Origin of the sequence: Leisingera sp. S132 (genome assembly GCF_025144465.1) — a bacterium.
Classification (GTDB): Bacteria; Pseudomonadota; Alphaproteobacteria; order Rhodobacterales; family Rhodobacteraceae; genus Leisingera.
Map to the genome: position 1 here is coordinate 2,263,340 of NZ_CP083553.1, position 25,240 is coordinate 2,288,579.

Consider the following 25,240-nt stretch of genomic DNA (forward strand, 5'->3'; position numbering starts at 1 on the left):
TTACGGCCTGCCTGAAGGTCTCACGCCTTCGACAGGATCCCCCAGATCTCGTCCTTCAGCGCGGCGCGCTGTTTGCGCAGATCGGTTTCTGCCTGGGCGCTGACCGGCTCCACATTGGTTTCCGCCCGGTGCACGGCGCGGTTCACCGCGTGGTATTCATCGGACAGTTTGGCGAAATGCGCATCCGACTGTTTAAGCTGGCTCATCAGCGCCGCTTTTTCCGGGAATTCCTCGGCCAGTTCATGGGGAGTATTGGACACCTGCTCGCTCCTTTTTCCTAGGGTCGTCTGCAGGATATTGCCCTTCCCGGCCTGCCACTTTGACGCGGATCAAAAGATGCGGGAAAGACGCTGATTTCCTAGGAAAAAGTAAGCCGCCCGCACAAAGGGGAGGTGGCGGGCGGCTTGCTGGCAACGCAACAGGATCAGCGTTGCGCTTCGCGCCAGTTCGGATTGAACCACGGCTCTGCGTTCGAGGACGGCAGGCGGCGGCCCAGGATGTGGTCGGAGGCCTTCTCGCCGGTCATGATCGAGGGGCCGTTGAGGTTGCCGTTGGTGATCCGCGGGAAGATCGAGCTGTCGGCGACGCGCAGGCCATCAACGCCGATGACACGGCATTCCGGGTCGACCACCGACATCGGATCATCCGCCGCGCCCATCTTGCAGGTGCCGCAGGGGTGATAGGCGCTTTCCACGTGCTCGCGCAGGAAGCCGTCGATCTCGTCGTCGGTCTGCAGGTCGGCACCCGGCTGGATCTCGTGCTTGAGGAACGGCTTCATTGCGTCCTGGGCAAAGATCTCCCGCGTCAGGCGCACGCATTTGCGGAAGTCGATCCAGTCCTGCTCGGTCGACATGTAGTTGAACAGGATGTTCGGCGCGTCCTTGGGGTCTTTCGACGCCAGCGTGACCTCGCCGCGGGAGGGGGAGCGCATCGGGCCGACATGGGCCTGGAAGCCATGCCCCTCTGCCGCCGCCTGACCGTCATAGCGGACCGCGATTGGCAGGAAGTGGTACTGGATGTCCGGGTAGTCGACGCCCTTGTCGGAGCGGATAAAGGCGGCGCTTTCGAACTGGTTCGAGGCACCCAGGCCGGTCTTGGTGAACATCCACTGGGCCCCAACAAGGCCCTTGCCCAGCAGGTTCCAGTATTTGAACAGGGTGATCGGCTGCTTGCAGGCGAACTGGAAGTAGAATTCCAGGTGGTCCTGCAGGTTCTGGCCGACGCCGGGACGGTCGGCAACCACGTCGATGCCGTGCTCGGCCAGGTGCTTGGCCGGGCCGATGCCGGACAGCATCAGCATCTTGGGGGAGTTCAGAGAGGAGGCCGCCAGGATCACCTCGGCATTTGCGCGGATCACCTCGACCTTGCCGCCGCGTTCGATCTCGACGCCCACGGCGCGGCCGTCCTCGATCACCACCTTGCGGGCGAAGGCGCGGATCAGGTCGCAGTTTTCACGTTTCAGGGCTGGCTTCAGATAGGCATTGGCGGCGGACCAGCGGCGGCCCTTGTAGACCGTCATCTCCATCGGGCCGAAGCCTTCCTGCTGCTCGCCATTGTAGTCGGAGGTGACCGGGTAGCCCGCCTGCTCGCCCGCCTTGACGAAGGCGTCATGCAGCGGGTTGTCGCGGGGGCCGCGGGTCACATGCAGCGGCCCGTCCTTGCCGCGCCAGTCCGGATCGCCGCCATGGCCGCGGTCGTTCCAGGTTTCCATGCGTTTGAAGTACGGGAGCACGTCGGCATAGGACCAGCCTGTCGCGCCCGTCTCGGCCCAGTGGTTGTAGTCGCCCGCGTGGCCGCGCACATAGACCATGCCGTTGATCGAGGAAGAGCCGCCGATCACCTTGCCGCGCGGGCAGACCAGTTCGCGGCCGCCCAGATGCGGTTCCGGCTGGGATTTGTAGCCCCAGTCATAGAGCGGCATGTTCATCGGGTAGCTGAGCGCGCCCGGCATCTGAATAAACGGCCCGGCATCGGTGCCGCCGTGTTCGATCACCAGGACCGATCTGCCGGCCTCGCTGAGCCGGTAGGCCATGGCACAGCCGGCAGAACCTGCCCCGACAATCACATAATCCGCGTTCATATCTTCTCTCCATCCGGCAGCCGGAAGATCTGGACTGCTGCCGTTTTCTTCAGATTGGGCGGGCGCGCGGAGCGCCCTGCCCGGCCGTTGCTTTCAGGCAGCGCCGATCAGAACGCCGCTTCGACGTCGCCCATGCGGACGTAGACCGACTTCACCTGGCTGAAGTGCTTGATCGCCTCTTTCGAGTTTTCGCGGCCAACGCCCGACGCCTTCACGCCGCCAAAGGGCGCCTCGACCGGTGCGTCGTTGTAGGAGTTGATAAAGCAGCTGCCGGCCTCCAGCTGGCCGATCACCCGGTGGGCGCGGCTGAAGTCGTTGGTGAAGACGCCTGCGGACAGGCCGAATTCGGTGTCGTTGGCACGGGCGATCACCTCTTCCTCGGTGTCGAAATCGAGGACCGACATGACCGGGCCGAAGATTTCCTCGCGGGCGATGGTCATGTCGTCGGTCACATCGGCAAAGACGGTGGGATGGATGTAGTAGCCGGGCATGTCTGCACGCTGGCCGCCGCAGATCAGGCGGGCGCCCTCCTCTTTGCCCTTTTCGATGTAGCCCAGCACGATGTTCATCTGGTTTTCGGTGACCATCGGGCCAAAGCTGGTGGCCTCATCCATCGGGTCGCCCAGGATGGCGTTGCCGGTGCGTTCGGCCAGGCGGGCCAGGAATTTCTCCTTGATGCCTTTCTGCACGAACACGCGGGTGCCGTTGGAGCAGACCTGGCCGGAGGAGTAGAAGTTGCCGTTGATGGCGCCGCCGACAGCGTTGTCGATGTCGGCGTCGTCAAAGATGATCAGCGGTGACTTGCCGCCCAGCTCCATGGTGACGTGCTTCATGCCCTCAGCTGCGGCGGCATAGACCTTCTTGCCGGTTGGCACCGAGCCGGTCAGCGAGACCTTGTCGACGCGCGGGTCGGTGACCAGGGCGCCGCCGACCTCGCCCATGCCCTGGATGACGTTATAGATACCGGCCGGGGCACCGGCCTCGTGCAGGATCTCAGCCACTTTCAGGGCGCAGAGCGGCGTGGTCTCGGAGGGTTTGAACACCATCGAGTTGCCGCAGGCCAGCGCAGGCGCGCCTTTCCAGCAGGCGATCTGGGTCGGGTAGTTCCAGGCGCCGATACCGACACAGAGGCCCAGCGCCTCGCGCACGGTGTAGACCCAGTCCTCGCCCATCGGGATGTGCTCGCCGGTCAAGGAGCCCGCAAGGCCGCCGAAGTATTCCAGCGCGTCGGCGCCGGAGGTGGCGTCAGCGACCAGGGTTTCCTGCAGCGGCTTGCCGGTGTCGTAGGTTTCCAGCACGCTGAGCTCATGGTTGCGCTCGCGCATGATGTCGGCGGCGCGGCGCAGGATGCGGCCGCGCTCGGTGCCGGTCATCTTGGCCCATTCTTTCTGGGCGGCCTTTGCGGTGGACAGCGCCTGTTCGACGATTGCCGGGGTAGCGGCGTAGACGGTGGCAATCTGCTCACCCGTCGCGGCATAGATCACCGGAATCGGGGTGCCGGCGGTATCCTCGACGTATGCGCCGTTGATGAAGTGGCTGGCCTTAGGCTGTGCGGGATGTGTCATGTTCTGTGTCTCCAGCGGGGTCTTCAGCAGGGGAGATGCTGAGTGGTTGCTATGGTTATTCGCCGCGGGGAAAGCGTTTGCTTTCCTCGAGGTTGTCGAGGTTCATGTGGTTGCGCATGTAGCGCTCGGAGGCCTTTTGCAGCGGCTGGTAATCCCAGGGGTAGTAGCCGCCCTGGCGCAGCGCCTCGTAGACGACCCAGCGGCGGGCCTGGCTGGCGCGCACCTCTGCGTCGAAGGTTTCCAGGTTCCAGCGCGCCTCTGACTTGGCGCGCAAGGATTCCAGCGTGCCGGCATGGGCCGGATCATCTGCCAGGTTGTTGAGTTCGTGCGGGTCGGCCTCCAGATCAAACAGCTGGTCGGGGTCCAGGGCGCAGCGGTTGTATTTCCACTGGCCATAGCGGAGCGACACCAGCGGCGCATAGGACGCTTCGGCCGCGTATTCCACGGCGACCGGTTCGGTGCGTTCCGTTCCATTGGCCAGCGGCACCAGATTCTGGCCGTCGGTCCAGGGTTCGATTTCTGCCATGTCGACACCGGCCAGCGCGCCCAGCGTCGGGGTCACGTCCAGCGTAGAGACCGGGGTTTCGATGAGGCCCGCAGGCAGGTCCGGCGCCGAGATCATCAGCGGCACGCGGGAGGAGCCCTCGTAGAAGCTCATCTTGAACCAGAGGCCGCGCTCGCCCAGCATGTCGCCGTGGTCGGAGACAAACAGGATAATCGCTTCCTGCCGGGTGGTTTCCAGCACGTTCAGGATCTCGCCGATCTTGTCATCCAGGTAGGAGATATTGGCGAAGTACGCGCGGCGTGAGCGTTTGATGTTCTCCTCGGTGATGTCGAAGCTGCGCCAGTCGTTGGCGTCAAAGATGCGCTTGGCGTGGGGGTCGTGATCCTCATACTCCATCGCCGGGACTTCGGGCAGCAGGTGCTCGCAGTCCTCGTAGAGATCCCAGTACTTGCGGCGCGCCACATAGGGGTCGTGCGGATGGGTGAAGGAGACGGTGACGCACCAGGGGCGGTCGTCCAGCCCGCGCGACAGCTCATAGAGCTTGGCAGTGGCGTTGTAGGCGACCTCGTCGTCGTATTCCATCTGGTTGGAGGTTTCCGCCACCCCTGCCCCGGTGACAGATCCCATGTTGTGATACCACCAGTCGATGCGTTCGCCGGGTTTGCGGTAGTCAGGCGTCCAGCCGAAATCAGCCGGGTAGATGTCGGTGGTCAGCCGGTCCTCGAACCCGTGCAGCTGGTCGGGGCCGACAAAGTGCATCTTGCCCGAGAGGCAGGTGTAGTAGCCCGCGCGGCGCAGGTGGTGAGCATAGGTCGGGATGTCGCTGCGGAATTCGGCCGCGTTGTCATAGACGCCAGTGCGCGACGGCAGCTGGCCGGACATGAAAGACGCCCGGCCCGGGGCGCATAAGGGTGATGCTGTATAGGCGTTCTTGAAGCGGGTGGAGCGTTCCGCCAGCTTTTTCAGGTTCGGAGCATGCAGCCACTCGGCGGGGCCGTCCGGGAAAAGCGTCCCATTCAACTGGTCAACCATCAGGATCAGGATATTCGGGGCACTCATCGCGGACCTCCCAAGTATTGGCGATGCTTTGCAAAGGCGCCTGGCAGGCCCGAAGGCGCTGCCAGGCAGTTAAAGGCTGGTCCCCTCATTCGGGGAAACTTGGGGGCCAGCCGGGAGACCGCCCTTAGTGGGCTGTCTTGATCTTTTCGAAGTCGAGCGTGTTTTCCTCGGGCGAGGCGTCGATGCTCATGACTTCGCTGCGCTTGAAGGCCACGATGTAGGCCAGGCAGGCCACGTAGATGGCGATCACGATGGTGCCGATCCACTGGATCTGCAGCCACTGGCTCTGGAAGGCCAGGGTCAGGCCGAAAAGCACAACCGCATTGCCCAGCACATAAGGAATGGTGCCGAAACGCTTGGCCGTCAGGTTCAGGTTGTCGGTGTAGAGGCGGATCAGCGAGTCAAAGGAGTTGACCACGAAAATGATGCCCACCGCGACCATGGAGACGTTGATCAGCAGCGTCGTTTCGATGCTGTTCAGGTGGTAGTAGTACAGGACCGAGAACCACACACCCAGCGGGATCGACGGGAAGATCAGCAGCGCTGCCAGAACCTGCCAGGTGCGCAGGCCGCCGACGAAGCGGGAGGTGAACTGGCCGATCATGATCGACCATGCGAACCACCAGAACAGGTAGAACTCATGGTAATCGGTCAGCGGCAGGATGAACTTGTGGATGTTGGCGAAATAGCCGCCGATGTTCGACGCGGTGTCCGCAAAAGCGCCCAGGCCCATGCCGGCATAGGCCCACATGCCCAGGATCAGCGCCAGGAACAGCACGGTGGAGCCGACCGACAGGATGCGGACGTATTTGATGTCGGTGGAGGAGAAGGCGGCAAACAGGATCACCAGGAAGGTGATGACATAGAAGGCCGGGATCACGGTTTCGCCGTCGCCCATGAAGGTGGCGTAATACGGCAGGTAGATCAGGAACAGCGCGCCGGTGAAGGCGCAGGTGCCGATGATCACGATGTTGTTGATCCACTTCACCAGCGGGATCTCAAAGAACTTCACCCGCGGTTCGATCACACAGAAATAGAAGGTCGTCAGGAAGTAGAAGCCCCAGATCAGGAAGCCCCAGAAGCCGAACTCCAGCGCCAGCGGGTTGGTGAAGCCATAGGCCGGTTCCGCCGTGGTATCCGCATAAAGCGGGAAGTCCCAGGCCAGCGGGAACATGATCAGGCCCACGTCCAGACCGGAGGTGAACAGGATTGCGATGAAGGTGAAAAGGTGAACGGGGGTCACGCCGACGTTGCGGACGTTCCACCACTTGATCACGCAGAACGCCACCAGCGCAAAGGCCAGCAGAATCCCGAACGAGATGATTGAAGTCATATGTCCCTCCCATTTCCGGGCGGTTTCCGCCCTCAGACATGGGAGGAGTACATACCACAGCCGACTGAAGCGCCAAACAGTTTTTTAAATGGTCATTCAAGTTTCGGAATCATGCGAACAACAGTTGAAACACTGGCCCAATTGCCGCACAACTTAATCATGAGCAGGAAACGCATCCGGGACATCCGCAACGAAGAGCTGATCGAAGCCACCATCGTTGCCGTGCACAAGCGCGGTTACGGTGTTGTAACCATGGCGGAAATCGCGCGGGAGGCTGGGGCGTCAGCGGCCTCGATCAACTACTATTTCGGCTCCAAGGAAGGGCTGATGGAAGCCACCATGCTGCATCTTCTGGGCAAGCTGCGCCGCGCGATGAGCGAGGGATATGCAACCGCTCGCACCCCGCGTGAGCGGCTCTATGCGGTGATGGATGCGAACTTTGCCGACGGGTTATTCACCGTTCCCCAGTGCAGCATCTGGATGCAGTTCTGGGCAAATGCGCCCTATTCCACGCGCCTGAGCCGGCTGCACCGAATCAACCGCGCCCGGGTGCGCAGCCATTTCCTGGCCGAGCTGCGGGCGCTCTTGCCGGCGGACCGGGTGGAGACGGCACGCCAGGCGCTGCAGTGCTACATGGACGGGGTCTGGCTGCAAGCGGCGCAATCGGAAGAGGCGCTGGACCCGGATGAGGCCCGCGCCGCGGCGCACCGGGTTGTGGACCTGGTGATCCCCTGATCCCGGGGACAGAGCCCTAGCGTATCCGCCGGTAGTCCAGCCGGATGCCATTGGGCATGTAGACCAGTGTCAGCCGGTCCTGTGTCAGCGCCTCAATCCGGTAGCACATGCTGCTGCCGCGCTGACTGTCCCAGGCCTGCAGGTATTCCCCCTCACTGCGCGCTTTTCCTTCACAGCTGCTCCGCACCGAGAGGAACTCCGGCGTCATCTGGCGGCCCCCATAGCTGGCCCGGCGCACGGCACCTGAAATAATGAACCGGTCGAGCGGTCTGCGCTCCGACTGCCACCGGCCCTGCATCCGGTGCAGGATCTTATCCAGACGGCCCGGCACCCGCGGTGTCACGCTGTGAAGATCCAGCTCGCCAAAAGCCCCGAAGCGGGACGTCATCTCGCCGTCGATCACCAGCGAAGTGCCGCGCAGCAGGCCCAGCAAATAGGTGAAGAGCGGGTCGCTGACCTGAAGGCGGCCCTGCGCGGCAAGCTCGATCCCGTCGCCGATGAACTGGCAGGTCGCAGTTTCCTTTCGGGGGTTCAGCCTGCAGCCCTGAAAGGTGACCTCAGCCGTGTAATGCTGCCCGCCTGTCCGCAGATCATGCGGGTGATGCGGGTCCTTCTCCCGGGCTGCTGCCTGCCCCGCGCCGCCCGCCGAGCGCGCGCTGAGCAAAACCTTCTGGTCTGCGGCGGCCTTCGCAAACCGCAACGGCACCTGATTTTCGCCGGTGCAACCGCCGCCATGCGGGATGCGGAACCGGCCCGGTGCCGTGCAGAACCGCACGCTGTCATCGCGGTACCGGTATCCCGGGCTTTCGGCGCGGAAGTAGAGGAACCTGCCATTGTACGGATCCGGCGCAGGCTCCGCGCACTCACCCGGATTGAGGTGCTGCCAGCCCCGCGCGACCCAGCTGCCGCCCTCGCGCAGGACGACAGCAAGATGATGCAACGCGTCGGTGTCGTTGCAGATCCGCGGCCCGGCCTGAGCTGCAGTCGTATCAAGGAGCGCTGCCAGCAGCAGGGCCGGCAGCCAAAGGCATTTCATCATTCACGGCCCCAGCTAGCACCCGTAAGAGCAGAATGTTACCCTGGGCTTGTAACACCCATAAGACGATCAAACCCCTGCCGCATTACCGGATGATGAAAGGTCTTTCTTTTTAATCCTGGCTTCACGCCAGGAGATGAAGCTGACCGCTGCCAGGATCAGCCCGCCGCCGGAAATGACCCAGATGTCGGCAGGCTCGCCAAAGGCCAGCGCCCCAAGAAGGGTGGCCCAGACCAGCTGCAGGAAGGTGACCGGCTGGGTGACCGTCACGGGCGCTGCCGCAAAGGCCAATGTCATGGTGTAATGGCCCGCGGTGGCGAAGCAGGCGACACCGAACAGGATTGCAACCTCCGCCAGCGTTGGCGTCACCCAGACTGCCAGGGCAAAGGGCGTAAGGCCGATGGTGACAAAGACCGACAGCATCCCCACCACCACTGCCGGACTGTTGCTGCCGACGGTGAACTTGGCGATCAGGTAGGAGGCGCCGAAGGAAACCGCGGTGAACAGCATGGCGATGTGGCCAGGTGAGATTTCGCGGAAGCCGGGGCGCAAGATGATCATCGCGCCGATCAGCGCGACGGCGATGGCGGTGATGCGGCGGAAGGCCAGCTTCTCCCCCAAAAACAGCGCCGCGCCCAGGGTGACATAGACCGGCGACAGGTAGTTCATCGCCGTGACCTCTGCCAGCGGGATCTGGGTCATGGCGTAAAACCAGAGGATCACACCAGCGGTATGGACCAACCCGCGGCCGGCAAACAGCGCCCAGAGCCGCGGCGTAAGATGCGCCCTGCGCAGCGCGCCAGCCATCGGTATAAGGAACACCAGCCCCAGAAGATACCGCAGAAAGGCGCTTTCGGCCGGGGGAATTCGAGTGCCAAGCGATTTGACCAGCGCCGTCACCGCGACAAAGCAGAGACCGGTCACCACCATCCAAAACACCCCCATGAGGGGGGTCTGCGCATGCTGGACGGGGGCGGCGAATTGGCTCATGGGCTGACATGAACACCCGTTCGGGCGGCGGCGCAAGACTTCACATGTGAATTATTTCCGGCCCTCGGGCAGCGGAATGAATTCCTGGTCATCGCCGGGCGGCAGCTGAAAGCGGCCATGCTGCCAGTCGCCCGCGGCCCAGGAAACCTTGGCCGCTTCGATCCGTTCGCGGGAAGAGGCGACGAAGTTCCACCAGATGTAGCGCGGCCCGTTCAGCGTCGCGCCCCCCAGCGCCATCAGCCGGGCGCCCTCAGCACCCGCCGTCACGGTGATCTCATCGCCGGGGCGGAACACCATCATGCGGCCGGATTCAAAAGTTTCACCCGCGATCTCCACCGAGCCTTGCGTAACATAAAGCCCGCGGTCCTCATGGTCGGTGGGCAGCGGCAGCTTGGCGCCCGGGTGCAGCACCACATCGGCATAAAAGGTTTCGGAATAAAGGGTTGCGGGAGCTTTCTCACCCCAGGCATTGCCAAGGATCAGGCGTACGGTCTTGCCCTCGCCCTCCAGCACCGGCAGCGCCTCCTTGCCGTGGTGTTCAAAGGCGGCGGGCACGTCCTCGTGGGTTTCCGGCAGCGCGATCCAGGTCTGGATGCCGAACAGGCTGCTTGGGTTCTGGCGGGTGGCGGCAGAAGTGCGCTCGGAGTGAGTGACGCCCTGGCCGGCCACCATCCAGTTCACCTCGCCCGGGTAGATCATCTGGCGAGTACCCAGCGAGTCGCGGTGCTCGAACTCGCCCTGATAGAGATAGGTGACCGTGCCGAGGCCGATATGGGGATGCGGGCGCACGTCGATGCCCTGCCCGGTCAGAAACTCAGCAGGTCCGGCCTGATCGAAGAAGATGAACGGCCCGACCATCTGGCGGCGCGGTGCGGGCAGCGCGCGGCGGACTTCAAAACCGCCGATGTCGCGGGCGCGCGGAATGATCACCGTCTCGATGGCATCAAGGCTGCCCGCATCGGGGCATTGCGGTTCCAGTGCCGGGTTCCAGCTCATCCTTCCCTCCTGTCTGCTGTCCTGAGGCAAAGGTAGGGCATTTCTGCACCGGCGTCAGGCACGCCGGTGCACAGGGGCTGTTCATCACATCAGAAGAAGCTTGGCGGCAATCGCCCACATGGTGAGCCCGACCAGGGCGTCCAGCACCTGCCAGGCGCGCGGGCGGGCAAAGACCGGGGCCAGCAGGCTGGCGCCGTAACCCAGCGTGAAGAAGAAGGTGAAGCTGGCAATGGCGGCCCCGGCGGCAAAGATCAGCGGGTCCGGATACTGGGCGGAGATCGACCCCAAGAGCACCACCGTGTCCAGATAGACATGCGGGTTCAGCCAGGTGAGCGCCAGCACGGTGGCCAGCACCGGCAGCAGCGCTTTGCCCGCCCCCTCCTGCGCGGCTTCCAGCGTTTCGCCGCCCTGCCAGGCTGCGAGAAGGGCGCGGGCGCCGTACCAGAGCAGGAAGGCCGCGCCGCCCCAGCGCATCATCTGTTCGAACCAGGGCAGCGCCACCGCGAGGGAGCCAAAGCCCAGGACCCCGGCAGTAATCAGCAGCGCGTCCGAACCAGCGCAGGTGAGGCAGATCCAGAACACATGCTGGCGCCGCAAACCCTGACGAAGGACAAAGGCGTTCTGGGCGCCGATGGCCATGATCAGGCTGAGACCCAGGGCAAATCCGGCAATCAGGCTGGGGGGCATGTATGTCTCCATCGTTGTGCTTGGGTTTGACTAACGCTCGCCCAGCCATTAATCCAGTTAAAGAGATTCAGGCTAGATTAGAGTTGCTAATGAAGATGGATCCCAGCCAGCTGGCCGCATTGAGCGCGGTGCTGCGTCTTGGCTCGTTTGAGGCGGCGGCGCATTCCCTGCGGGTGACGCCCTCAGCCATATCACAGCGGATCAAGGCGCTGGAGGACCGGACCGGCACCGCGCTGGTGCTGCGCGGGTCGCCCTGCACGGGCACTGCGGCTGGCCTCAGGATTGCCAAACACGCCGAGGACATCGGCCTGCTGGAAGCGCAGCTGGCACGGGAACTGGCGCTGGAGGCAGATCACGGCCCGGTGCGGCTGCGAATTGCGGTCAACGCCGACAGCCTGGCGAGCTGGTTCATCGATGCGATGGCAGCCGTGGAGGGCGTGCTGTTCGACCTGCTGGTCGATGACCAGGACTACAGCGCAGAATGGCTGAGGCGCGGAGAGGTTTCCGCGGCAGTGACCTCCAGTTCCAAACCCGTGACCGGCTTTGATGCCTACCCGCTGGGCGCGCCTGACTACGTGGCAACGACGAGTCCGGCCTTTATGGACCGCTGGTTTCCCGGCGGGGTGACGCCAGAGGCCGCCGCAAAGGCCCCCTGCCTGATCTTCAACGCCAAGGACAATCTGCAACGGCTGTGGCTGGAGCGCAATGTGGCCCCCGGTCTGGCGCCGCCCGCGCACTTCCTGCCCTCGACCCAGGCGTTCATTGAGGCGGCTGCTGCGGGACTGGGCTGGGGCATGAATCCCTTGGCGATGGTGGAGGCGGACATCCGCTCGGGCCGCCTGGTGCCGCTGATCCCGGACACAACGCTGCCGGTGCCGCTCACGTGGCAAGTGGCGCGGGTGATGGCGCCGGCCCTTGCCGAGGTGACCCGCGCCGTGCAGAAATCGGCAAAACAGTATTTGATGCAAAGCTAACCCGGAAAGACCGTTCATGTTTGCCAAGGATGCCCTCAGCTATGACCCGCTGCCCCTGCCCGACAGAGCAGGGTTTTCCGACGCGGAGATGCAGGAAAAGGCAGGTGCCTTTCTGGCGCATATGCAGCGGCGGCACACGGTACGGGACTTTACGGAGCAGCCGGTGCCGCGCGCTGTGATCGAGGATTGCATCCGCGCTGCAGGCACCGCGCCCTCGGGCGCCAATCACCAGCCCTGGTTCTTTGCCGCAATCTCCAGCCCCGCACTGAAAGCACAGATCCGAGCAGAGGCCGAGGAGGAAGAGCGCCGGTTTTATGCGGGCGGCGCAGGCGATGAATGGATCAAAGCGCTGGAGCCGATCGGCACAAATGCAGACAAGCCGCATCTGACCACCGCGCCCTGGCTGATCGTCGTCTTTGCCCAGCGCTGGGGCGAGTTCGCGGACGGCACCCGGTACAAGAACTACTACGTTCCGGAAAGCGTGAACATCGCCACCGGCGTGCTGCTGACGGCGCTGCATACGGCGGGTCTGTGCACACTGACCCACACACCGAACCCGATGAAGTTCCTGAACGGCGCCCTCGGCCGCTCGGCATCGGAAAAGCCCACCATGATCATCGCCGTGGGCCATCCGGCGGACAATGCCATGGTGCCTGCCGTTGCCAAGATGAAGAAGCCGCTGGATCAGATCTGCCAGGTGTTTGAATGAAACCTGGCACCGGATGAGCGTCAGCCTGGCCTCCCTGCCCCGCAGCCTGACGCTGCAGGTGGTGCTGCCGCGGGCAGCTGTGCTGCTGGTGTGGCAGGCGCTCAACCATTGGATCCGGCTGCCGGTGCCGCTGGCCTTTGTTCTGATGGCTGCGGACGGGCTGTTCCTATTGTGGCAGGCGCGGGCCTTTCTGCGCAGCGCGGACGCCCATGTGCAGAGCACCGGCGCGATGGCGCCTGTCTGGGGCGGCTACCTGCTGCTGCTGTTTTCGGGCTTTGCGGCACTGACCCAATGGTGGGATGCGCTGCTGATTGCCCAGGCAGTGGAGGAGCCAGCCTATGCCGAGCAGCGGCGGCTGGAGCGTGAGGCGCTTTACAGCCTGTTGGTTTCCGCGGATGGCCGCACGCTGATCTTCGACGGTGAGATCACCTTTGGCCTGACCAAACGGATGCGGCAGCTGGCCGAGGAAAACCCCGGCGTGGATCAGGTTGCGCTGAAGGGCCCCGGCGGGCTGATTGCAGAGGCGCGCGGCGCCGCGCGGCTGATCCGGCAGAACGGCTGGGGCACCCGCACAGACGGGCTATGCGCGTCCGCCTGCACTCTGGTTTTTGCGGCCGGCGCGGAACGCAGCCTCGGACCGGGCGGGCAGCTCGGCTTTCACAGCTACGCGCTGCAGTTCCAGAGCGGCCTGCCGCAGATCAACCTGCAGCAGGAACAGGAGAAAGACCGCGCCTTCTTGCTGCAGCAAGGGGTGAGTGCGGCCTTCGCAGACCAGATTTTTACGGTGCCCAGCGCAGAGTTGTGGCTGCCGGGCAGAGATGAGCTGCACCGCGGCGGGCTCCTCCGGGAGGGCACGCGCTGATCACTGGCACTGCGGCCTGGAAAGTCAGCCGCTAAGCAGCTTGATCATCCGGTAGTTATGCAAGGCAACACCGCGGCGTTCGATTTCGCGCCGGGTTTCAACCGCAAAGCCCTGGCGCAGGAAGAACCGCCGGGCGGCTTCGCTGGCCTCCACATTAAGCGACCTGAGGCCTAGGCTGCGGGCTTCGGCCTCCAGCCGTTCATAAAGCGCGGCACCTGTGCCGGTGCCGGCTGCCTGCGGGTGGCAGTAGAAACAGTTGATATGGCCGTCCATCTCCAGTTCAATAAAGGCCTGGGGCTGGTCCTCCGGCCCATCCGCGGCGACAAAGACCCGGCGGCCATCCGCGGCACGGCTGGCCCAGACCTCTGCCGGGGCGGGTTCCGGGCTCCAGGCGCGCAGCTGTTCAGGGCTGTAGTCCCGGGCGCCGATGCCATGCACCGCAGCATGAAAGATCTGCGCCAGCGCTGCGGCGTCCTTGGGACGGAACTCTCTGATCTGCATAGGGCGGCCCTTGTTCTTCTTTTTGCGCTTGAAAACAAAAAAGGCCCGCCGGGCTGGCGGGCCTTCGAAATCGCATCAGGCGCCGGCTCAGAGCTGCGCCATGACCTCGTCGGTGGCCTCAAAATTGGTGGTGACACGCTGCACGTCGTCGTCATCCTCCAGTGCATCGACCAGCTTCATCAGCTTCTGCATGCCTTCCAGGTCCAGCTCGGTGGTGGTGCTGGGTTTCCAGACCAGTTTGGTCGACTCGGATTCGCCCAGCTCGGCCTCCAGCGCGTTGGAAACGTCGTTGAGGTCGGTATCAGCGCAATAGATGATGTGGCCGTCTTCGGAGCTTTCGACATCCTCGGCGCCGGCTTCGATCGCTGCCATCATCACGGTGTCGGCATCGCCCACGGAGGCGGGGTAAGTCACTTCGCCCTTGCGGTCGAACATGAAGCCGACAGAGCCGGTTTCACCCAGATTGCCGCCGTTCTTGGAGAAGGTCGAGCGCACGTTGGAGGCGGTGCGGTTCTTGTTGTCGGTCATCGCCTCGACGATCACCGCAACGCCATTGGGGCCATAGCCCTCATAGCGGATTTCGTCGTAGTTTTCGGCGTCGCCGCCGATGGCCTTCTTGATCGCGCGTTCGATCACGTCCTTGGGGACGGATTGGCTTTTGGCCTCTTTTACGGCCAGGCGCAGGCGCGGGTTCTTGTCGGGATCGGGGTCGCCCATCTTGGCGGCCACGGTGATCTCCTTGGCCAGCTTGGAAAACAGTTTTGACCGCGCCGCGTCCTGACGGCCCTTACGGTGCTGAATGTTAGCCCATTTTGAATGGCCTGCCATGGTGCATCCTTGCTGCTGTAACTTTGAATTGGCGCTCATATAGCCTTGGGAAGCGCCGGCTTTCAAGCGCCCCTGCCCCGCTTTGCCCTTGTTCCGCGGGGTTTCGGGGATAAGCTGGCGCCATGACATATGACCAAGCTGTTTTGTTTGCGCTATTTGCTGCTGTCTTTGCCCTGCTGCTGTGGGGGCGTTTCCGGTACGACCTGGTGGCTTTTGCCGCGCTTATGGCGGGCGTGGTGCTGGGAGTTGTGCCCGCAAACGATGCTTTTGCGGGCTTTGGGCACCCGGCGACGCTGGTGGTGGCTCTGGTGCTGATCGTCTCTGCCGGACTGGTGCGGTCCGGCGCGGTGTTCCTGATAACCCGGACGCTGGTGGACAGCGCGCGGGGCCTGGGCGGCCACATCGCGCTGATGGGCGGGGTTGGCGCTGTTCTGTCGGCCTTCATGAACAATGTGGCGGCACTGGCCCTTTTGATGCCGGTCGACATTCAGACCGCGAGGAAGGCGGGCCGTGCGCCGGGGCTCAGCCTGATGCCGCTGTCCTTTGCCACCATCCTGGGCGGCATGGTCACGCTGATCGGCACGCCCCCCAACATCATCATTGCCGCGATCCGCGGCGAGACGCTGGGGGAGCCGTTCAAGATGTTCGATTTCGCCCCTGTCGGCGGGATTGCTGCGCTGGCGGGGCTTGCCTTTGTGGCGCTGATCGGCTGGCGTCTGATCCCGGCGCGGGATAACGCGGCCGGCGCATCAGAGGCGCAACTGGCGCCCTATATTGCCGAACTGACAGTGGGCAACGGATCGGAGCTGATTGGCAGGCGGCTGGGGGAACTGGACGAAGAGGCTGAGAAAGCTGATGTGGCCATCCTGGGCCTGATCCGGGACGGCAAGCGCCGTTATGGGCGCTCCGCTGCGGCTACGCTGCGCGAGGGCGACACGCTGGTGATCGAAGCCGAACCGGAGGCGCTGGATGAGTTCCGCAGCACGCTGAAGCTGGAGTTTGCCGACGCCGCCCGGGCCGAGAAACTGACGGCGGCGGGCGACGGGCTGGAACTGACAGAGCTGGTGGTGCGGGAAACCGCCCGCATCCGGGGCCGGACCGCGCAGTCCATTGGCCTCGCCTGGCGCCAGAGCGCGGTGCTGCTGGGGATTTCCCGTCAGGGCACGCGGATCACCCGCCACATCCGCCAGACAGAGGTTCAGGCCGGTGACATCCTGCTGCTGCTGTCTCCGCGCGGGCGCAGTGCCGATGTGGCGGACTGGCTGGGCTGCCTGCCGTTGGCCGAACGCGGGCTGGCGGTGACAGCAAACGACAAGACCTGGGCCGCCATCGGCCTGTTTGCCGCAGCGGTGCTGGCGGCCTCTGTCGGGCTGTTGTACCTGCCGGTGGCGCTGGGGCTGGTGGCCATCGGTTATGTGCTGCTGAAGATCCTGCCGGTGGCCGAGATTTATGACCACGTGGAATGGCCGGTGGTGGTGCTCTTGGGGTCGATGATCCCGCTGGGGGCGGCGCTGGACACATCCGGCGGCACGGCCCTGATCGCCAATGCGCTGACGGGGCTGACCGCAGGGCTGCCCGCCTGGGCAGTGCTGACGGTGCTGATGGTGGTCACGATGACGCTGTCGGATGTGCTGAACAACACCGCCACGGCGATTGTCGCGGCCCCTGTCGGCATCCAGATGGCCGAAACCTTGGGGGTCTCCCCGGATCCGTTCCTGATGGCGGTGGCAGTGGCGGCTTCAGCCGCGTTCCTGACCCCGATCGGGCACAAGAACAACACGCTGGTGCTGGGACCCGGCGGCTACCATTTCGGCGACTACTGGCGGATGGGACTTCCGCTGGAAGCGCTGGTCATCGCGGTGTCAATTCCCGCCATTCTGGTGTTTTGGCCGCTGTAAAGCCGCCGCCGCACGCCTGCTTATTGCGACTGTTCCTGCTGAAGAGGCACCGCGCGGGCGGCGCCGCTGGTCTGGACTTGCGACACCAGCGCAATTGCTGTGGAGCCCGCGAGGACGACAAACAAAAACACTTTTCTGAAACTCATGGGTTTGGCCCTTATGAAGAGACTGCTCCTCTCCATATGGGCAATAGTTTAACAGTTTCATGTAACCGGGGTCACAGACAGCGGAATTTCGCCGTCTTTTGCAGCTTTCCGCGGGCTCAGAGCGGCCAGAAAAACGGAATAATCAGCGAAGCCACCATGCCGACGGTCAGGTTCAGCGGGATACCGACACGCAAGAAATCCGTGAACTTGTAGCCGCCGGGGCCATAGACCAGCGTGTTGGTCTGATAACCGATCGGCGTCGCAAAGGACGCCGAGGCCGCCACCATCACCGCAACCACCAAGGGGCGCGGATCCACCCCCATCGCCTGCGCGAGGCCGATGGCAATTGGCGTCACCACCACGGCAACGGCGTTGTTGGAGACCAGCTCCGTCAGCACCGAGGTCAGGAGGTAGACGGCCCAGACCAGCAGGAACGGCGGCAGCATCGACAGGGCTGGCGCGATGGCGTTGACGATCAGGGCCACCGCGCCGGAGCTTTGCAGCGCCGCGCCGATGGCCAGCATCGAGAAGATCAGCGCCAGCAGCCGCCCGTCAACAAAGGAAAACGCCTCATCCGCGTCAATGCAGCGGGTGACAAAGACCAGCGACACCATCAGCAGCGACAGCATCAGGATCGGCGCAACCCCGAAGGCAGCCAACAGCACGATTCCCAAGAGCGCAACAACCGCAATCGGAGCGTGGCTGCGGCGGTAGGCGCGCTGGGTCGGCTGCGAGACATCCGCCAGGTCCATGTCAGCCGCCAAGCGCTGGATATCGGCAGGCGCCCCCTCCAGCAGCAGCGTATCGCCGATCCGCACCACCAGGTCATCGAGCTGCACGCCGATATTCTGGTTCCGCCGGTGCACCGCCAGCGTATAGACGCCGTAGCGGCGGCGCAGGCGCAGGGCGCCCAGGCTGCGGCCCACCATGCGGCAGCCGGGGGTGATCAGCACTTCGACGGTCTGGGTTTCGATGGCGGACACCTGATCGACCCGCTTCAGTTCCTTGTTGGTTTGCAAGCTCAGAAGCTCTGTCATCCGGGTCCGCAGCACCACCCGGTCGCCGACCTGCAGCTCCACCCCCTTGAGGTTGCGGCGCAGCGAGGCATCGCCGCGGATCACGTCGATGAGGCGCACGCCGGGGCGCTTGAACAGCTGCACGCCGGTGACTTCACGGCCTATGAGGTTGCTTTCCGGCGGGATCACCGCCTCGGTGAAGAACTTCATCTTCGATTTGTCGCTTAGCATTTCTGCCATGCTGTCGCGGTCCGGCAGCAGGCGCGGCGCGATAAAGCGCAGGTAAATCATGCCATAGACGACCAGGAACAGGCCCAGCGGCGTGACCTCGAAAATCGTGAAAGGCTTCAGCCCCTGCGCCCGGGCGACGCCGTCCACCAACAGGTTGGTCGAGGTCCCGATCAGCGTCAGCGTGCCGCCCAGGATCGCCGCATAGCTGAGCGGGATCAGCATCTTGGAAGCGGAGACCTTGAGGGTACGGGCAATCTGGATGAACACCGGGATCATCACCACCACCACCGGCGTGTTGGAGACCACGGCAGAGGCGGTGACGACAAATGCCATCAGCAGGGCGACAGCCAGCTTGGGGTTTACCTCCGCCTGTTTCTTGGCGATCTGGGTGAAGGCATCCAATGCCCCGGTGCGCACCAGGGCACCCATGATGATGAACATCGCGGCAATGGTCCAGGGCGCCGGGTTGGACAGGACCGGCAGCGCCTCGCCATAAGGCAGCACGCCGGTCGCCAGCATCGCCGCCACGCCCGTAAGCGCGACAACTTCGGTCGGATAGGTTTCCCGCAGGAACGCCACGAACATCGCCAGGACAATCGTAAGCGCCAGAAACGCGCTGCCGGTGTCCCCAAGTTGGAAGTACTGCATATACCGTGACTTTGCCCATTTTGTTCAAGGCAGGCTGCGCCCGCAAGCGCACCGCCATCGCGCAGTTTCCCCGAAACCGGAAGCCTGAGCAAGAATTTCCGCAATTGCAGCCCCTTAACCGGCTGCATTCGGGATTTTTTACGGCGAACTGCCGCCTCAGCGGCAAATCCTCCCGGCTACAGGCAAGGCCAAGGGCAAAAGCGCGGCTTAGGGGGCGGCGTCCTGCAGAAGCCCGCCGTTGCGAACCATGCGAATCTGCCTGGCGGCGCCAGTGCGGTCGTCGGTCTCGACAAACACGCCGGACAGCGTCGCCTCGCCATTTGCCGGGGTGAACCGCGCCTTGGGCATGCCGGTCAGGAAGCGGCGCATCGGTTCGGCCTTGTCCATGCCGATGACCGAGTTGTAGTCGCCGCACATGCCGGCATCGGTCAGATACCCGGTTCCCTCAGAGAGGATCTGCGCATCTGCCGTTGGCACATGGGTATGGGTGCCCACAACCAGCGAGGCGCGGCCGTTGCAAAAGTGGCCCATCGCCATCTTCTCTGAGGTTGCCTCGCAGTGCATGTCGACGATGACCGCCTGCGCCAGCCCGCCGCGCGGGTGCGACTTCAGAACCGCCTCCACCGCGCCGAAGGGATCGTCGAAGGCGCGTTTCATGAACACCTGCCCCAGCACCTGCACCACCAGCACCTTGCGCCCGCCCGGCGCATTGAACAGCCGGTAGCCGCGGCCAGGCGCGCCCTTGGCAAAGTTCAGCGGCCGGATGATGCGCTGCTCTTTCTCGATGAACTGCAGCATGTCCTTCTGGTCGAAGGCATGGTCCCCCAGCGTCAGGCAGTCGACGCCCGCATCCAGCAGCAGCTTGGCATGCTCGCCGCTCAGCCCCATGCCGTTGGAGGCGTTTTCGCCATTCACCACAACAAAATCGAGCCGCCACTCATCACGCAGCCGCGGCAGGGTTTCGGTGATGGCACGGCGCCCGGCGCGGCCCATCACATCGCCAAGAAACAGAATTCGCATTCGGGCGTGGTACCCGCAGGCGCGCGGCAGGACAAGTCCCGCCGCGGACGCGCAAAACTTTTCTGAAAAGTTTTGCCAAGATTTTTTCGAAAAATCTTGGGGCGCGGGCTGGCGTCAGCGCGAGAACTGCAGGATCCGGCTTTCAGTGACAATCATGTCGAGCGGCTGGTCGGTGGGTTCCAGCGGCAGATCCTCTGCCTCCTGCGCATCAAAGGCAAAGCCGATCGCCAGGGTGCCCCGCTTGCCGCGCAGCAGTTCCAGCGTGCGGTCGTAGAAACCGCCGCCATAGCCCAGCCGCCCGCCCTGCCTGTCAAAGGCAACCAGCGGCACCACCAGAATCTCCGGCTCAAAGAAGTCATCCACCTCAGGCACCATGGCGCCAAAGGGACCTTCGCGCAGCGCTCCTTCGGGCTGCCAGCGGCTGAATTTCAAGGGCTGGCCCGCGCCCAGGATCACCGGCACGCCAACGGGGCCGTGCGCCGCGGCCTCGGCCATCGCAGGCAGCGGGTCGATCTCAGTCCGGATCGGCATATAGCCTGACAGCGGCACGCCGCGGTAGCCGGCCAGCACTTCCGACAGGTGGCCTGCGGCGCCAGGAATATTGCGGGCGTGCGCCTCTTTGCGGCGGGCAAAGGCGGACTTGCGGGCGGCGGTCTTGATTTCGGTCAGATCCGTCATGGCGGTCTCCTAGAGCAGTAGAACGGCCGCGAGGCCCAGGAAGGCGAAAAAACCCACCACGTCGGTCACCGTGGTCACAAAGGCGCCAGAGGCCAGCGCCGGGTCAATTCCGCTTTTCTCCAATAGAACCGGGATCACCGTTCCCGCCAGCCCCGCCACGACCAGATTGACCAACATAGCGACGGCAATCACCACGCCCAGCATCGGCGAGCCGAACCAGGCCAGGCCCACCAGTCCCATGACGATGGCAAAGATCACCCCGTTGACCAGCCCCACCAGCACTTCGCGGCGGATCACCCGCCAGACGTTGGAGCCGGTGAGGTCGCGGGTGGCGATGGCGCGCACGGCAACCGTCAGCGACTGGGTGCCCGCATTGCCGCCCATGGAGGCAACAATCGGCATCAGCACGGCCAGCGCCACGATCTGGGCAATCGCGGCCTCGAACTGGGCAATCACCAGCGAAGCCAGCACCGCCGTCACCAGGTTCACCGCCAGCCAGGGGAAGCGGCGCCTGGTGGTCTCGATCACCCGGTCGGCGAGCGAGCTTTCCTCGCCAACACCAGCGAGGCGGAGAATGTCTTCCTCGTGCTCCTCGTCCAGCACGATCATCGCATCGTCGATGGTGATCACGCCGACCAGCCGCCCCTCGTCATCGACCACCGGGGCCGAAATCAGGTGGTACTGGTTGAAGGCATAGGCCACGTCTTCCTCGTCCTGATCGGCGGGAATGACCTGAAAGGTGTCCTCGACCAGGCTGGTCAGCGGCACATGGCGCTTGGCCGCCATGATCCGGCCCAAGGTGACATTGCCAATCGGATGCAGACGCGGGTCGACCAGCACCACATGGTAGAACTGGTCCGGCAGATCGTCGGAGTTGCGCATGAAATCAATGGCCTGCCCGACATTCCAGTGCTCGGGTGCCATCACCACCTCGCGCTGCATCAGGCGGCCGGCGGAGTTCTCCGGGTAGCTGAGCGACTGTTCGACCGCGACCCGGTCAGCGTCCTCCAGCGCGTCGAGGATGGCCTCCTGCTGCGGCACCTCCAGGTCTTCCAGCAGGTCGACGACGTCATCGCTGTCCAGTTCCCGCACCGCATCCGCCAGAACCAGCGGATTCAGGATCGAGATCACCTCTTCGCGGATGCTCTCGTCCAGTTCCGACAGGATTTCGCCGTCGAACTCCCGGTCATAAAGCCGGATCAGGCTGGTCCGGTCATCGGAATCGATTTGTTCCAGAAGGTCGGCGATGTCAGCCGCGTGCAGGTCTTCCAGCAGCTCTGTCAGGGTTTGCTGATCGCCCTGCTCCACCGCCTCCAGAACCTGCGCGACCAGCTTGCGGTCGAGGTCATAGGCATCTTCCTGAGACTGATCGCCGGTGATGTTGTCGCCGCTGCTCATCTGATGCCCCCCGCAAATTCTTGGTCTTTGCCTGCAAAGTAGAAGAGGCTGCCACCGGAAAACAATGGCAATGCCGCAATTTACCCGCGCCATTCCGGCGGGTATCCTGCGTGGAGCCATTTTGCAAGGAAAGGGTTCAGCGCATGGGCACCGGTTTCATCCTGAAGGGGCAGATTCTTGCCTTTTCCGCGTCTCCCTTTGCCGGGGAGCGCCCAGAGGACGCAGCCTTGCTGCAGGAAGCCGTGGCAGTGAAGGACGGGAAGATTGAGGACACCGGCACGCTGACAGAGATGCAGGCGCTGCTGCCGGAGGCAGCGCTCGTGGATTATACCGGCAAGCTGATCCTGGCCGGGTTCGTCGATGCCCATGTGCATTACCCGCAGACCGCGATCATCGCCAGCTGGGGCAAACGGCTGATTGATTGGCTGAACAGCTATACCTTCCCGGAGGAAATGAGGTTCGGCGACCGCGGCTATGCCGATGAAATCGCAAGCCGCTACCTGGACCTGACTGCGGCCCATGGCACCACAACGGTTTGCAGCTATTGCACAATCCACCCGGAAAGCGTGGATGCGTTTTTCACCGCTGCGCAGGCCCGCGGGCAGCGGGTTGTGGCCGGCAAGACCTGCATGGACCGCAACGCGCCCGACGGGCTGCGCGACACTGCGCAGTCAGCCTATGACGACAGCGAGGCGCTGATTGCGCGCTGGCACGGGGTGGACCGGCTGGAATATGCGATCACTCCGCGGTTCTCCCCCACCTCAACCCCGGAACAGCTGGAGGCAATGGGCGCGCTGTGGGCCAAGCACCCGGAATGCCTGATGCAGACGCATCTGAGCGAGCAGACGGATGAAATCGAGTGGGTGAAATCGCTGTTCCCGCAGGCCCGCGATTACCTGGACACCTATGAAGAGTTCGGCCTTTTAGGCGCCAAGGGGCTTTACGGCCACGCCATCCACCTGGAGGAGCGCGAGCGGCACCGGCTGCGGGACTACGGCGCGGCGCTGATCCATTGCCCGACATCGAACACCTTCATCGGCTCCGGCCTTTTTGATATGGCCGGGCTGATGGCCGAAGGCCAGCGGATCGGCCTTGCCTCCGACACCGGCGGCGGATCGAGTTTCTCGATGCTGCGCACGATGGCAGCGGCCTATGAGATCGGCCAGTTGCGTGGCACCCCGCTGCACGCGGCGCAGCTGTTGTGGCTGGCGACCCAAGGCTCGGCCACGGCGCTGCGGATGGAAGGCAGGATCGGCAACATCGCTTCAGGCATGGAAGCGGATCTGGTGGTGCTGGACCTGGCCTCCACCCCGGCTATCGCCCAGCGGTCCGGGCAGGCCGAAGATGTGTGGGAAGCGGTGTTCCCGACCATCATGATGGGTGATGACCGGGCCATTGCCGAGGTCTGGATCGGCGGCAAGCCGGTTACAGGCAGATAGCTGCGCGGCTTCAGCAGCCCGGGCGCGCCAGCACCATCACCCAGATATTGCCCGCGCCGCGGGCAATTGCGAATTCGGTCACCTCGCGGCTGAGCATGTTTTTGCGGTGACCTCGGGAAGCCTGCCAGCTGGCCATCGCTTCAGTCAGCCCTGGCTGGCCCTTGGCAATGTTCTCGGCTGCCGCGCACCAGCCGTAGCCAGCGCGCGTCAGGCGGGTGCCAAGCGTGCTGCCGCTGCTGCCGGTGTGAGAAAAGAACCCTTTGCGCGCCATGTCCCCGGCATGGGCCAGCGCGGCCTGTTCCAGCGCGGCGGAATAGGCCAGCGGCGGCAGGCCGGAGCCTGCACGCAGCCCGTTGACGCCGGCCAGCGCAGCAGCATGGTCCACATCCTGGGCCTGCGCCTGGGCTGCCCAAAGGAAGAGGATGGCTGCGGCAAGCGGCCGTTTCTTCATTGTGTCATCCTTCCATCAGCTTGTGCGCCAGCTTGCCGTGGCGTTCGATCAGCCGCGGCAGGTCCAAGGTCGTCAGCTCGCCGCTGCGGATGATCTGCCTGCCTTCGACAAACAGGTGCTTGACCTGGGCCGGGCCGGCCAGCAGAAGGGCAGCCGCGTCCCAGCTGCCGCTGGAGGCCACGCCCTTGGTGTCCCAGATAGCGATGTCAGCGCGCTTGCCCGGCTCCAGCCGCCCGCAATCGGGGCGGCCCAGCACATCGGCGCCACCGCGGGTGGCGATTTCCAGCGCTTCATAAGCACTCATCGCGTCAGCCCCGTTTGCCACCCGCTGCAGCATCATGGCCTGGCGCGCCTCAGAGCTGAGGCTGGCCATGTCGTTGCTGGCAGAACCGTCAACGCCCAGCCCCACCGGCACGCCCGCATCCCGCATCGCACGCACCGGTGCAATACCGCTGCCAAGGCGGCAGTTCGAACACGGGCAATGGGCAACCCCGGTGCGGGTTCTGGCAAAGAGATCAATCTCTTGCGCGTCAAGCTTGACGCAATGCGCGTGCCAGACGTCATCGCCGGTCCAGCCCAGCTCCTCTGCGTACTGGCCGGGGCGGCAGCCGAAATTGGCCTCGGAATAGGCGATATCCTCATCGTTCTCGGCCAAGTGCGTGTGCAGCATCACGCCCTTATCACGGGCCAGCAGTGCGGCATCGCGCATCAGCTCACGGCTGACGGAGAACGGCGAGCACGGCGCCAGGCCGACCCGGCACATGGCGCCTTCTTCAGGGTCGTGAAAAGCGTCCACCACCCGGATCATGTCGTCCAGAATGGCACGTTCATCCTCAACAAGGCTGTCGGGCGGCAGGCCGCCGTCGCTTTCGCCGATGCTCATGGCGCCTCGGGTCGGATGGAACCGCACCCCGATATCGCGGGCCGCGTGAATGGTGTCCTCCAGCCGCGCGCCGTTGGGGTAGAGGTACAGGTGGTCGGAACTGAGGGTGCAGCCCGACAGCGCCAGTTCGGCAAGGCCCAGCTGAGCGGAGATGAACATTTCGTCCGGGCCAAAGCGCGACCAGATCGGGTACAAGGTCTGAAGCCAGCCGAACAGCAGCGCGTCCTGTCCGCCCGGCACCGCGCGGGTCAGGTTCTGGTACAGGTGGTGGTGGGTGTTCACCAGCCCGGGGGTGACCACGCAGCCGCGGCCGGAGACGACGCCGCCGCTGGTTTGCAGCCCCTGCCCCACAGCAGCAATCACGCCGCCCCGGATCAGCACGTCAGCGCCGTGCAGCACACGGCGTTCATCATCCATCGTCAGGACGGTATCAGCGTTTTGAATCAGGATCTCTGTCATATCCACACACTCCAATAGACAGCCCGCTTCATGGGAATGTGTGATCGGCCGATGGAAAACGGGCGAAGAACCGGCCTGCAGGGAAAGTACAGGCCGGGGCAGCCCTTTTCAAC

The 25,240-nt window shown here is 64.1% G+C and carries 24 protein-coding genes; 6 read left to right on the top strand and 18 right to left on the bottom strand.

The genetic code is table 11. From position 1 onward, the window contains the following. Positions 1–20: 20 nt before the first annotated feature. The 5 genes from K3725_RS11200 to K3725_RS11220 all read right to left on the bottom strand — a co-directional run bounded on the left by K3725_RS11200 (position 21) and on the right by K3725_RS11220 (position 6,542). Positions 21–260, bottom strand: a complete 240-nt coding sequence (locus tag K3725_RS11200) for a YdcH family protein (RefSeq protein WP_260015420.1) — start codon at positions 258–260, stop codon at positions 21–23. A gap of 164 nt (positions 261–424) precedes the next feature. Further along, complete coding sequence (gene betA, locus K3725_RS11205) at positions 425–2,080, bottom strand: choline dehydrogenase (RefSeq protein ID WP_260015421.1); 1,656 nt, start codon at positions 2,078–2,080, stop codon at positions 425–427. A 107-nt stretch (positions 2,081–2,187) separates the two neighbouring features. After that, a complete protein-coding gene (gene betB / locus K3725_RS11210; RefSeq protein WP_260015422.1) occupies positions 2,188–3,645 on the bottom strand; it encodes a betaine-aldehyde dehydrogenase in 1,458 nt (485 codons plus the stop codon). A 55-nt stretch (positions 3,646–3,700) separates the two neighbouring features. Next, positions 3,701–5,209 (bottom strand): choline-sulfatase, encoded by a 1,509-nt coding sequence (betC, locus tag K3725_RS11215; RefSeq protein WP_260015423.1) that lies wholly within the window; start codon positions 5,207–5,209, stop codon positions 3,701–3,703. Positions 5,210–5,333: 124 nt separating this feature from the next. Next, entirely contained in the window at positions 5,334–6,542 is a 1,209-nt protein-coding gene (locus tag K3725_RS11220; protein ID WP_260015424.1) for a BCCT family transporter, read from the bottom strand. Positions 6,543–6,701: 159 nt separating this feature from the next. Here K3725_RS11220 and betI point away from each other — a divergent pair, with 159 nt between their 5' ends. After that, a complete protein-coding gene (gene betI, locus K3725_RS11225) occupies positions 6,702–7,277 on the top strand; it encodes a choline-responsive transcriptional repressor BetI (protein ID WP_260015425.1) in 576 nt (191 codons plus the stop codon). A 16-nt stretch (positions 7,278–7,293) separates the two neighbouring features. Here betI and K3725_RS11230 read toward each other — a convergent pair whose 3' ends face one another. The 4 genes from K3725_RS11230 to K3725_RS11245 form a co-directional block, all read right to left on the bottom strand. Next, a complete protein-coding gene (locus K3725_RS11230) occupies positions 7,294–8,316 on the bottom strand; it encodes a DUF1036 domain-containing protein (protein WP_260015426.1) in 1,023 nt (340 codons plus the stop codon). Positions 8,317–8,382: 66 nt separating this feature from the next. Continuing rightward, positions 8,383–9,303: a DMT family transporter gene (locus K3725_RS11235; protein WP_260015427.1), complete on the bottom strand. Its 921-nt coding sequence runs from the start codon at positions 9,301–9,303 to the stop codon at positions 8,383–8,385. Positions 9,304–9,354: 51 nt separating this feature from the next. Then, positions 9,355–10,299: a pirin family protein gene (locus K3725_RS11240; RefSeq protein WP_260015428.1), complete on the bottom strand. Its 945-nt coding sequence runs from the start codon at positions 10,297–10,299 to the stop codon at positions 9,355–9,357. Between the two features lie 84 nt (positions 10,300–10,383). Then, positions 10,384–10,986 carry a LysE/ArgO family amino acid transporter gene (locus tag K3725_RS11245; RefSeq protein WP_260015429.1) on the bottom strand — a complete coding sequence of 201 codons (603 nt, stop codon included), beginning with the start codon at positions 10,984–10,986 and terminating at the stop codon, positions 10,384–10,386. A gap of 89 nt (positions 10,987–11,075) precedes the next feature. On the opposite strand from K3725_RS11245, the gene K3725_RS11250 reads away from it, so the two are divergent. The 3 genes from K3725_RS11250 to K3725_RS11260 are packed head-to-tail and all read left to right on the top strand — an operon-like array spanning position 11,076 to position 13,531. Further along, complete coding sequence (locus tag K3725_RS11250; RefSeq protein WP_260015430.1) at positions 11,076–11,960, top strand: LysR family transcriptional regulator ArgP; 885 nt, start codon at positions 11,076–11,078, stop codon at positions 11,958–11,960. A gap of 16 nt (positions 11,961–11,976) precedes the next feature. After that, the gene (locus tag K3725_RS11255) at positions 11,977–12,669 is read left to right on the top strand and encodes a nitroreductase family protein (RefSeq protein ID WP_260015431.1); all 693 of its coding nucleotides are present in this window, start codon (positions 11,977–11,979) and stop codon (positions 12,667–12,669) included. Between the two features lie 13 nt (positions 12,670–12,682). After that, positions 12,683–13,531, top strand: a complete 849-nt coding sequence (locus K3725_RS11260; protein WP_260015432.1) for a hypothetical protein — start codon at positions 12,683–12,685, stop codon at positions 13,529–13,531. Between the two features lie 24 nt (positions 13,532–13,555). Here the strand turns inward: K3725_RS11260 and K3725_RS11265 are convergent, their stop codons facing one another. Both K3725_RS11265 and K3725_RS11270 read right to left on the bottom strand, forming a co-directional pair. Continuing rightward, a complete protein-coding gene (locus tag K3725_RS11265) occupies positions 13,556–14,032 on the bottom strand; it encodes a GNAT family N-acetyltransferase (protein WP_260015433.1) in 477 nt (158 codons plus the stop codon). Between the two features lie 87 nt (positions 14,033–14,119). Next, complete coding sequence (locus K3725_RS11270) at positions 14,120–14,860, bottom strand: YebC/PmpR family DNA-binding transcriptional regulator (protein ID WP_260015434.1); 741 nt, start codon at positions 14,858–14,860, stop codon at positions 14,120–14,122. Positions 14,861–14,982: 122 nt separating this feature from the next. Between K3725_RS11270 and K3725_RS11275 the strand changes: the two genes are divergently transcribed. After that, positions 14,983–16,758: an SLC13 family permease gene (locus K3725_RS11275; RefSeq protein WP_260015435.1), complete on the top strand. Its 1,776-nt coding sequence runs from the start codon at positions 14,983–14,985 to the stop codon at positions 16,756–16,758. 20 nt (positions 16,759–16,778) lie between these two features. Here K3725_RS11275 and K3725_RS11280 read toward each other — a convergent pair whose 3' ends face one another. The 5 genes from K3725_RS11280 to mgtE all read right to left on the bottom strand — a co-directional run bounded on the left by K3725_RS11280 (position 16,779) and on the right by mgtE (position 21,895). Next, on the bottom strand, positions 16,779–16,904 hold the full coding sequence (locus tag K3725_RS11280; RefSeq protein WP_260015436.1) for a hypothetical protein: 126 nt from the start codon (positions 16,902–16,904) through the stop codon (positions 16,779–16,781). A gap of 116 nt (positions 16,905–17,020) precedes the next feature. Then, positions 17,021–18,799 (bottom strand): SLC13 family permease, encoded by a 1,779-nt coding sequence (locus K3725_RS11285; protein ID WP_260015437.1) that lies wholly within the window; start codon positions 18,797–18,799, stop codon positions 17,021–17,023. A 207-nt stretch (positions 18,800–19,006) separates the two neighbouring features. Then, on the bottom strand, positions 19,007–19,819 hold the full coding sequence (locus K3725_RS11290; RefSeq protein ID WP_260015438.1) for a TIGR00282 family metallophosphoesterase: 813 nt from the start codon (positions 19,817–19,819) through the stop codon (positions 19,007–19,009). Positions 19,820–19,933: 114 nt separating this feature from the next. Then, the gene (locus K3725_RS11295) at positions 19,934–20,497 is read right to left on the bottom strand and encodes a 5-formyltetrahydrofolate cyclo-ligase (protein WP_260015439.1); all 564 of its coding nucleotides are present in this window, start codon (positions 20,495–20,497) and stop codon (positions 19,934–19,936) included. A 9-nt stretch (positions 20,498–20,506) separates the two neighbouring features. Continuing rightward, complete coding sequence (gene mgtE / locus K3725_RS11300; protein WP_260015440.1) at positions 20,507–21,895, bottom strand: magnesium transporter; 1,389 nt, start codon at positions 21,893–21,895, stop codon at positions 20,507–20,509. A gap of 143 nt (positions 21,896–22,038) precedes the next feature. Here mgtE and guaD point away from each other — a divergent pair, with 143 nt between their 5' ends. Beyond that, positions 22,039–23,334 carry a guanine deaminase gene (gene guaD, locus K3725_RS11305; protein WP_260015441.1) on the top strand — a complete coding sequence of 432 codons (1,296 nt, stop codon included), beginning with the start codon at positions 22,039–22,041 and terminating at the stop codon, positions 23,332–23,334. Between the two features lie 10 nt (positions 23,335–23,344). Here guaD and K3725_RS11310 read toward each other — a convergent pair whose 3' ends face one another. Next, a complete protein-coding gene (locus K3725_RS11310; protein WP_260015442.1) occupies positions 23,345–23,785 on the bottom strand; it encodes a CAP domain-containing protein in 441 nt (146 codons plus the stop codon). Positions 23,786–23,789: 4 nt separating this feature from the next. Further along, positions 23,790–25,127 (bottom strand): 8-oxoguanine deaminase, encoded by a 1,338-nt coding sequence (locus tag K3725_RS11315; protein WP_260015443.1) that lies wholly within the window; start codon positions 25,125–25,127, stop codon positions 23,790–23,792. Positions 25,128–25,240: the final 113 nt, after the last annotated feature.

Bases quoted from the DNA above. Each gene is read 5' to 3' on its own strand.
- betA (WP_260015421.1), bottom strand. From the start codon at position 2,080: ATGAACGCGGATTATGTGATTGTCGGGGCAGGTTCTGCCGGCTGTGCC.
- betB (WP_260015422.1), bottom strand. From the start codon at position 3,645: ATGACACATCCCGCACAGCCTAAGGCCAGCCACTTCATCAACGGCGCA.
- betC (WP_260015423.1), bottom strand. From the start codon at position 5,209: ATGAGTGCCCCGAATATCCTGATCCTGATGGTTGACCAGTTGAATGGG.
- K3725_RS11220 (WP_260015424.1), bottom strand. From the start codon at position 6,542: ATGACTTCAATCATCTCGTTCGGGATTCTGCTGGCCTTTGCGCTGGTG.
- betI (WP_260015425.1), top strand. From the start codon at position 6,702: ATGAGCAGGAAACGCATCCGGGACATCCGCAACGAAGAGCTGATCGAA.
- K3725_RS11230 (WP_260015426.1), bottom strand. From the start codon at position 8,316: ATGATGAAATGCCTTTGGCTGCCGGCCCTGCTGCTGGCAGCGCTCCTT.
- K3725_RS11235 (WP_260015427.1), bottom strand. From the start codon at position 9,303: ATGAGCCAATTCGCCGCCCCCGTCCAGCATGCGCAGACCCCCCTCATG.
- K3725_RS11240 (WP_260015428.1), bottom strand. From the start codon at position 10,299: ATGAGCTGGAACCCGGCACTGGAACCGCAATGCCCCGATGCGGGCAGC.
- K3725_RS11245 (WP_260015429.1), bottom strand. From the start codon at position 10,986: ATGCCCCCCAGCCTGATTGCCGGATTTGCCCTGGGTCTCAGCCTGATC.
- K3725_RS11250 (WP_260015430.1), top strand. From the start codon at position 11,076: ATGAAGATGGATCCCAGCCAGCTGGCCGCATTGAGCGCGGTGCTGCGT.
- K3725_RS11255 (WP_260015431.1), top strand. From the start codon at position 11,977: ATGTTTGCCAAGGATGCCCTCAGCTATGACCCGCTGCCCCTGCCCGAC.
- K3725_RS11260 (WP_260015432.1), top strand. From the start codon at position 12,683: ATGAGCGTCAGCCTGGCCTCCCTGCCCCGCAGCCTGACGCTGCAGGTG.
- K3725_RS11265 (WP_260015433.1), bottom strand. From the start codon at position 14,032: ATGCAGATCAGAGAGTTCCGTCCCAAGGACGCCGCAGCGCTGGCGCAG.
- K3725_RS11270 (WP_260015434.1), bottom strand. From the start codon at position 14,860: ATGGCAGGCCATTCAAAATGGGCTAACATTCAGCACCGTAAGGGCCGT.
- K3725_RS11275 (WP_260015435.1), top strand. From the start codon at position 14,983: ATGACATATGACCAAGCTGTTTTGTTTGCGCTATTTGCTGCTGTCTTT.
- K3725_RS11280 (WP_260015436.1), bottom strand. From the start codon at position 16,904: ATGAGTTTCAGAAAAGTGTTTTTGTTTGTCGTCCTCGCGGGCTCCACA.
- K3725_RS11285 (WP_260015437.1), bottom strand. From the start codon at position 18,799: ATGCAGTACTTCCAACTTGGGGACACCGGCAGCGCGTTTCTGGCGCTT.
- K3725_RS11290 (WP_260015438.1), bottom strand. From the start codon at position 19,819: ATGCGAATTCTGTTTCTTGGCGATGTGATGGGCCGCGCCGGGCGCCGT.
- K3725_RS11295 (WP_260015439.1), bottom strand. From the start codon at position 20,497: ATGACGGATCTGACCGAAATCAAGACCGCCGCCCGCAAGTCCGCCTTT.
- mgtE (WP_260015440.1), bottom strand. From the start codon at position 21,895: ATGAGCAGCGGCGACAACATCACCGGCGATCAGTCTCAGGAAGATGCC.
- guaD (WP_260015441.1), top strand. From the start codon at position 22,039: ATGGGCACCGGTTTCATCCTGAAGGGGCAGATTCTTGCCTTTTCCGCG.
- K3725_RS11310 (WP_260015442.1), bottom strand. From the start codon at position 23,785: ATGAAGAAACGGCCGCTTGCCGCAGCCATCCTCTTCCTTTGGGCAGCC.
- K3725_RS11315 (WP_260015443.1), bottom strand. From the start codon at position 25,127: ATGACAGAGATCCTGATTCAAAACGCTGATACCGTCCTGACGATGGAT.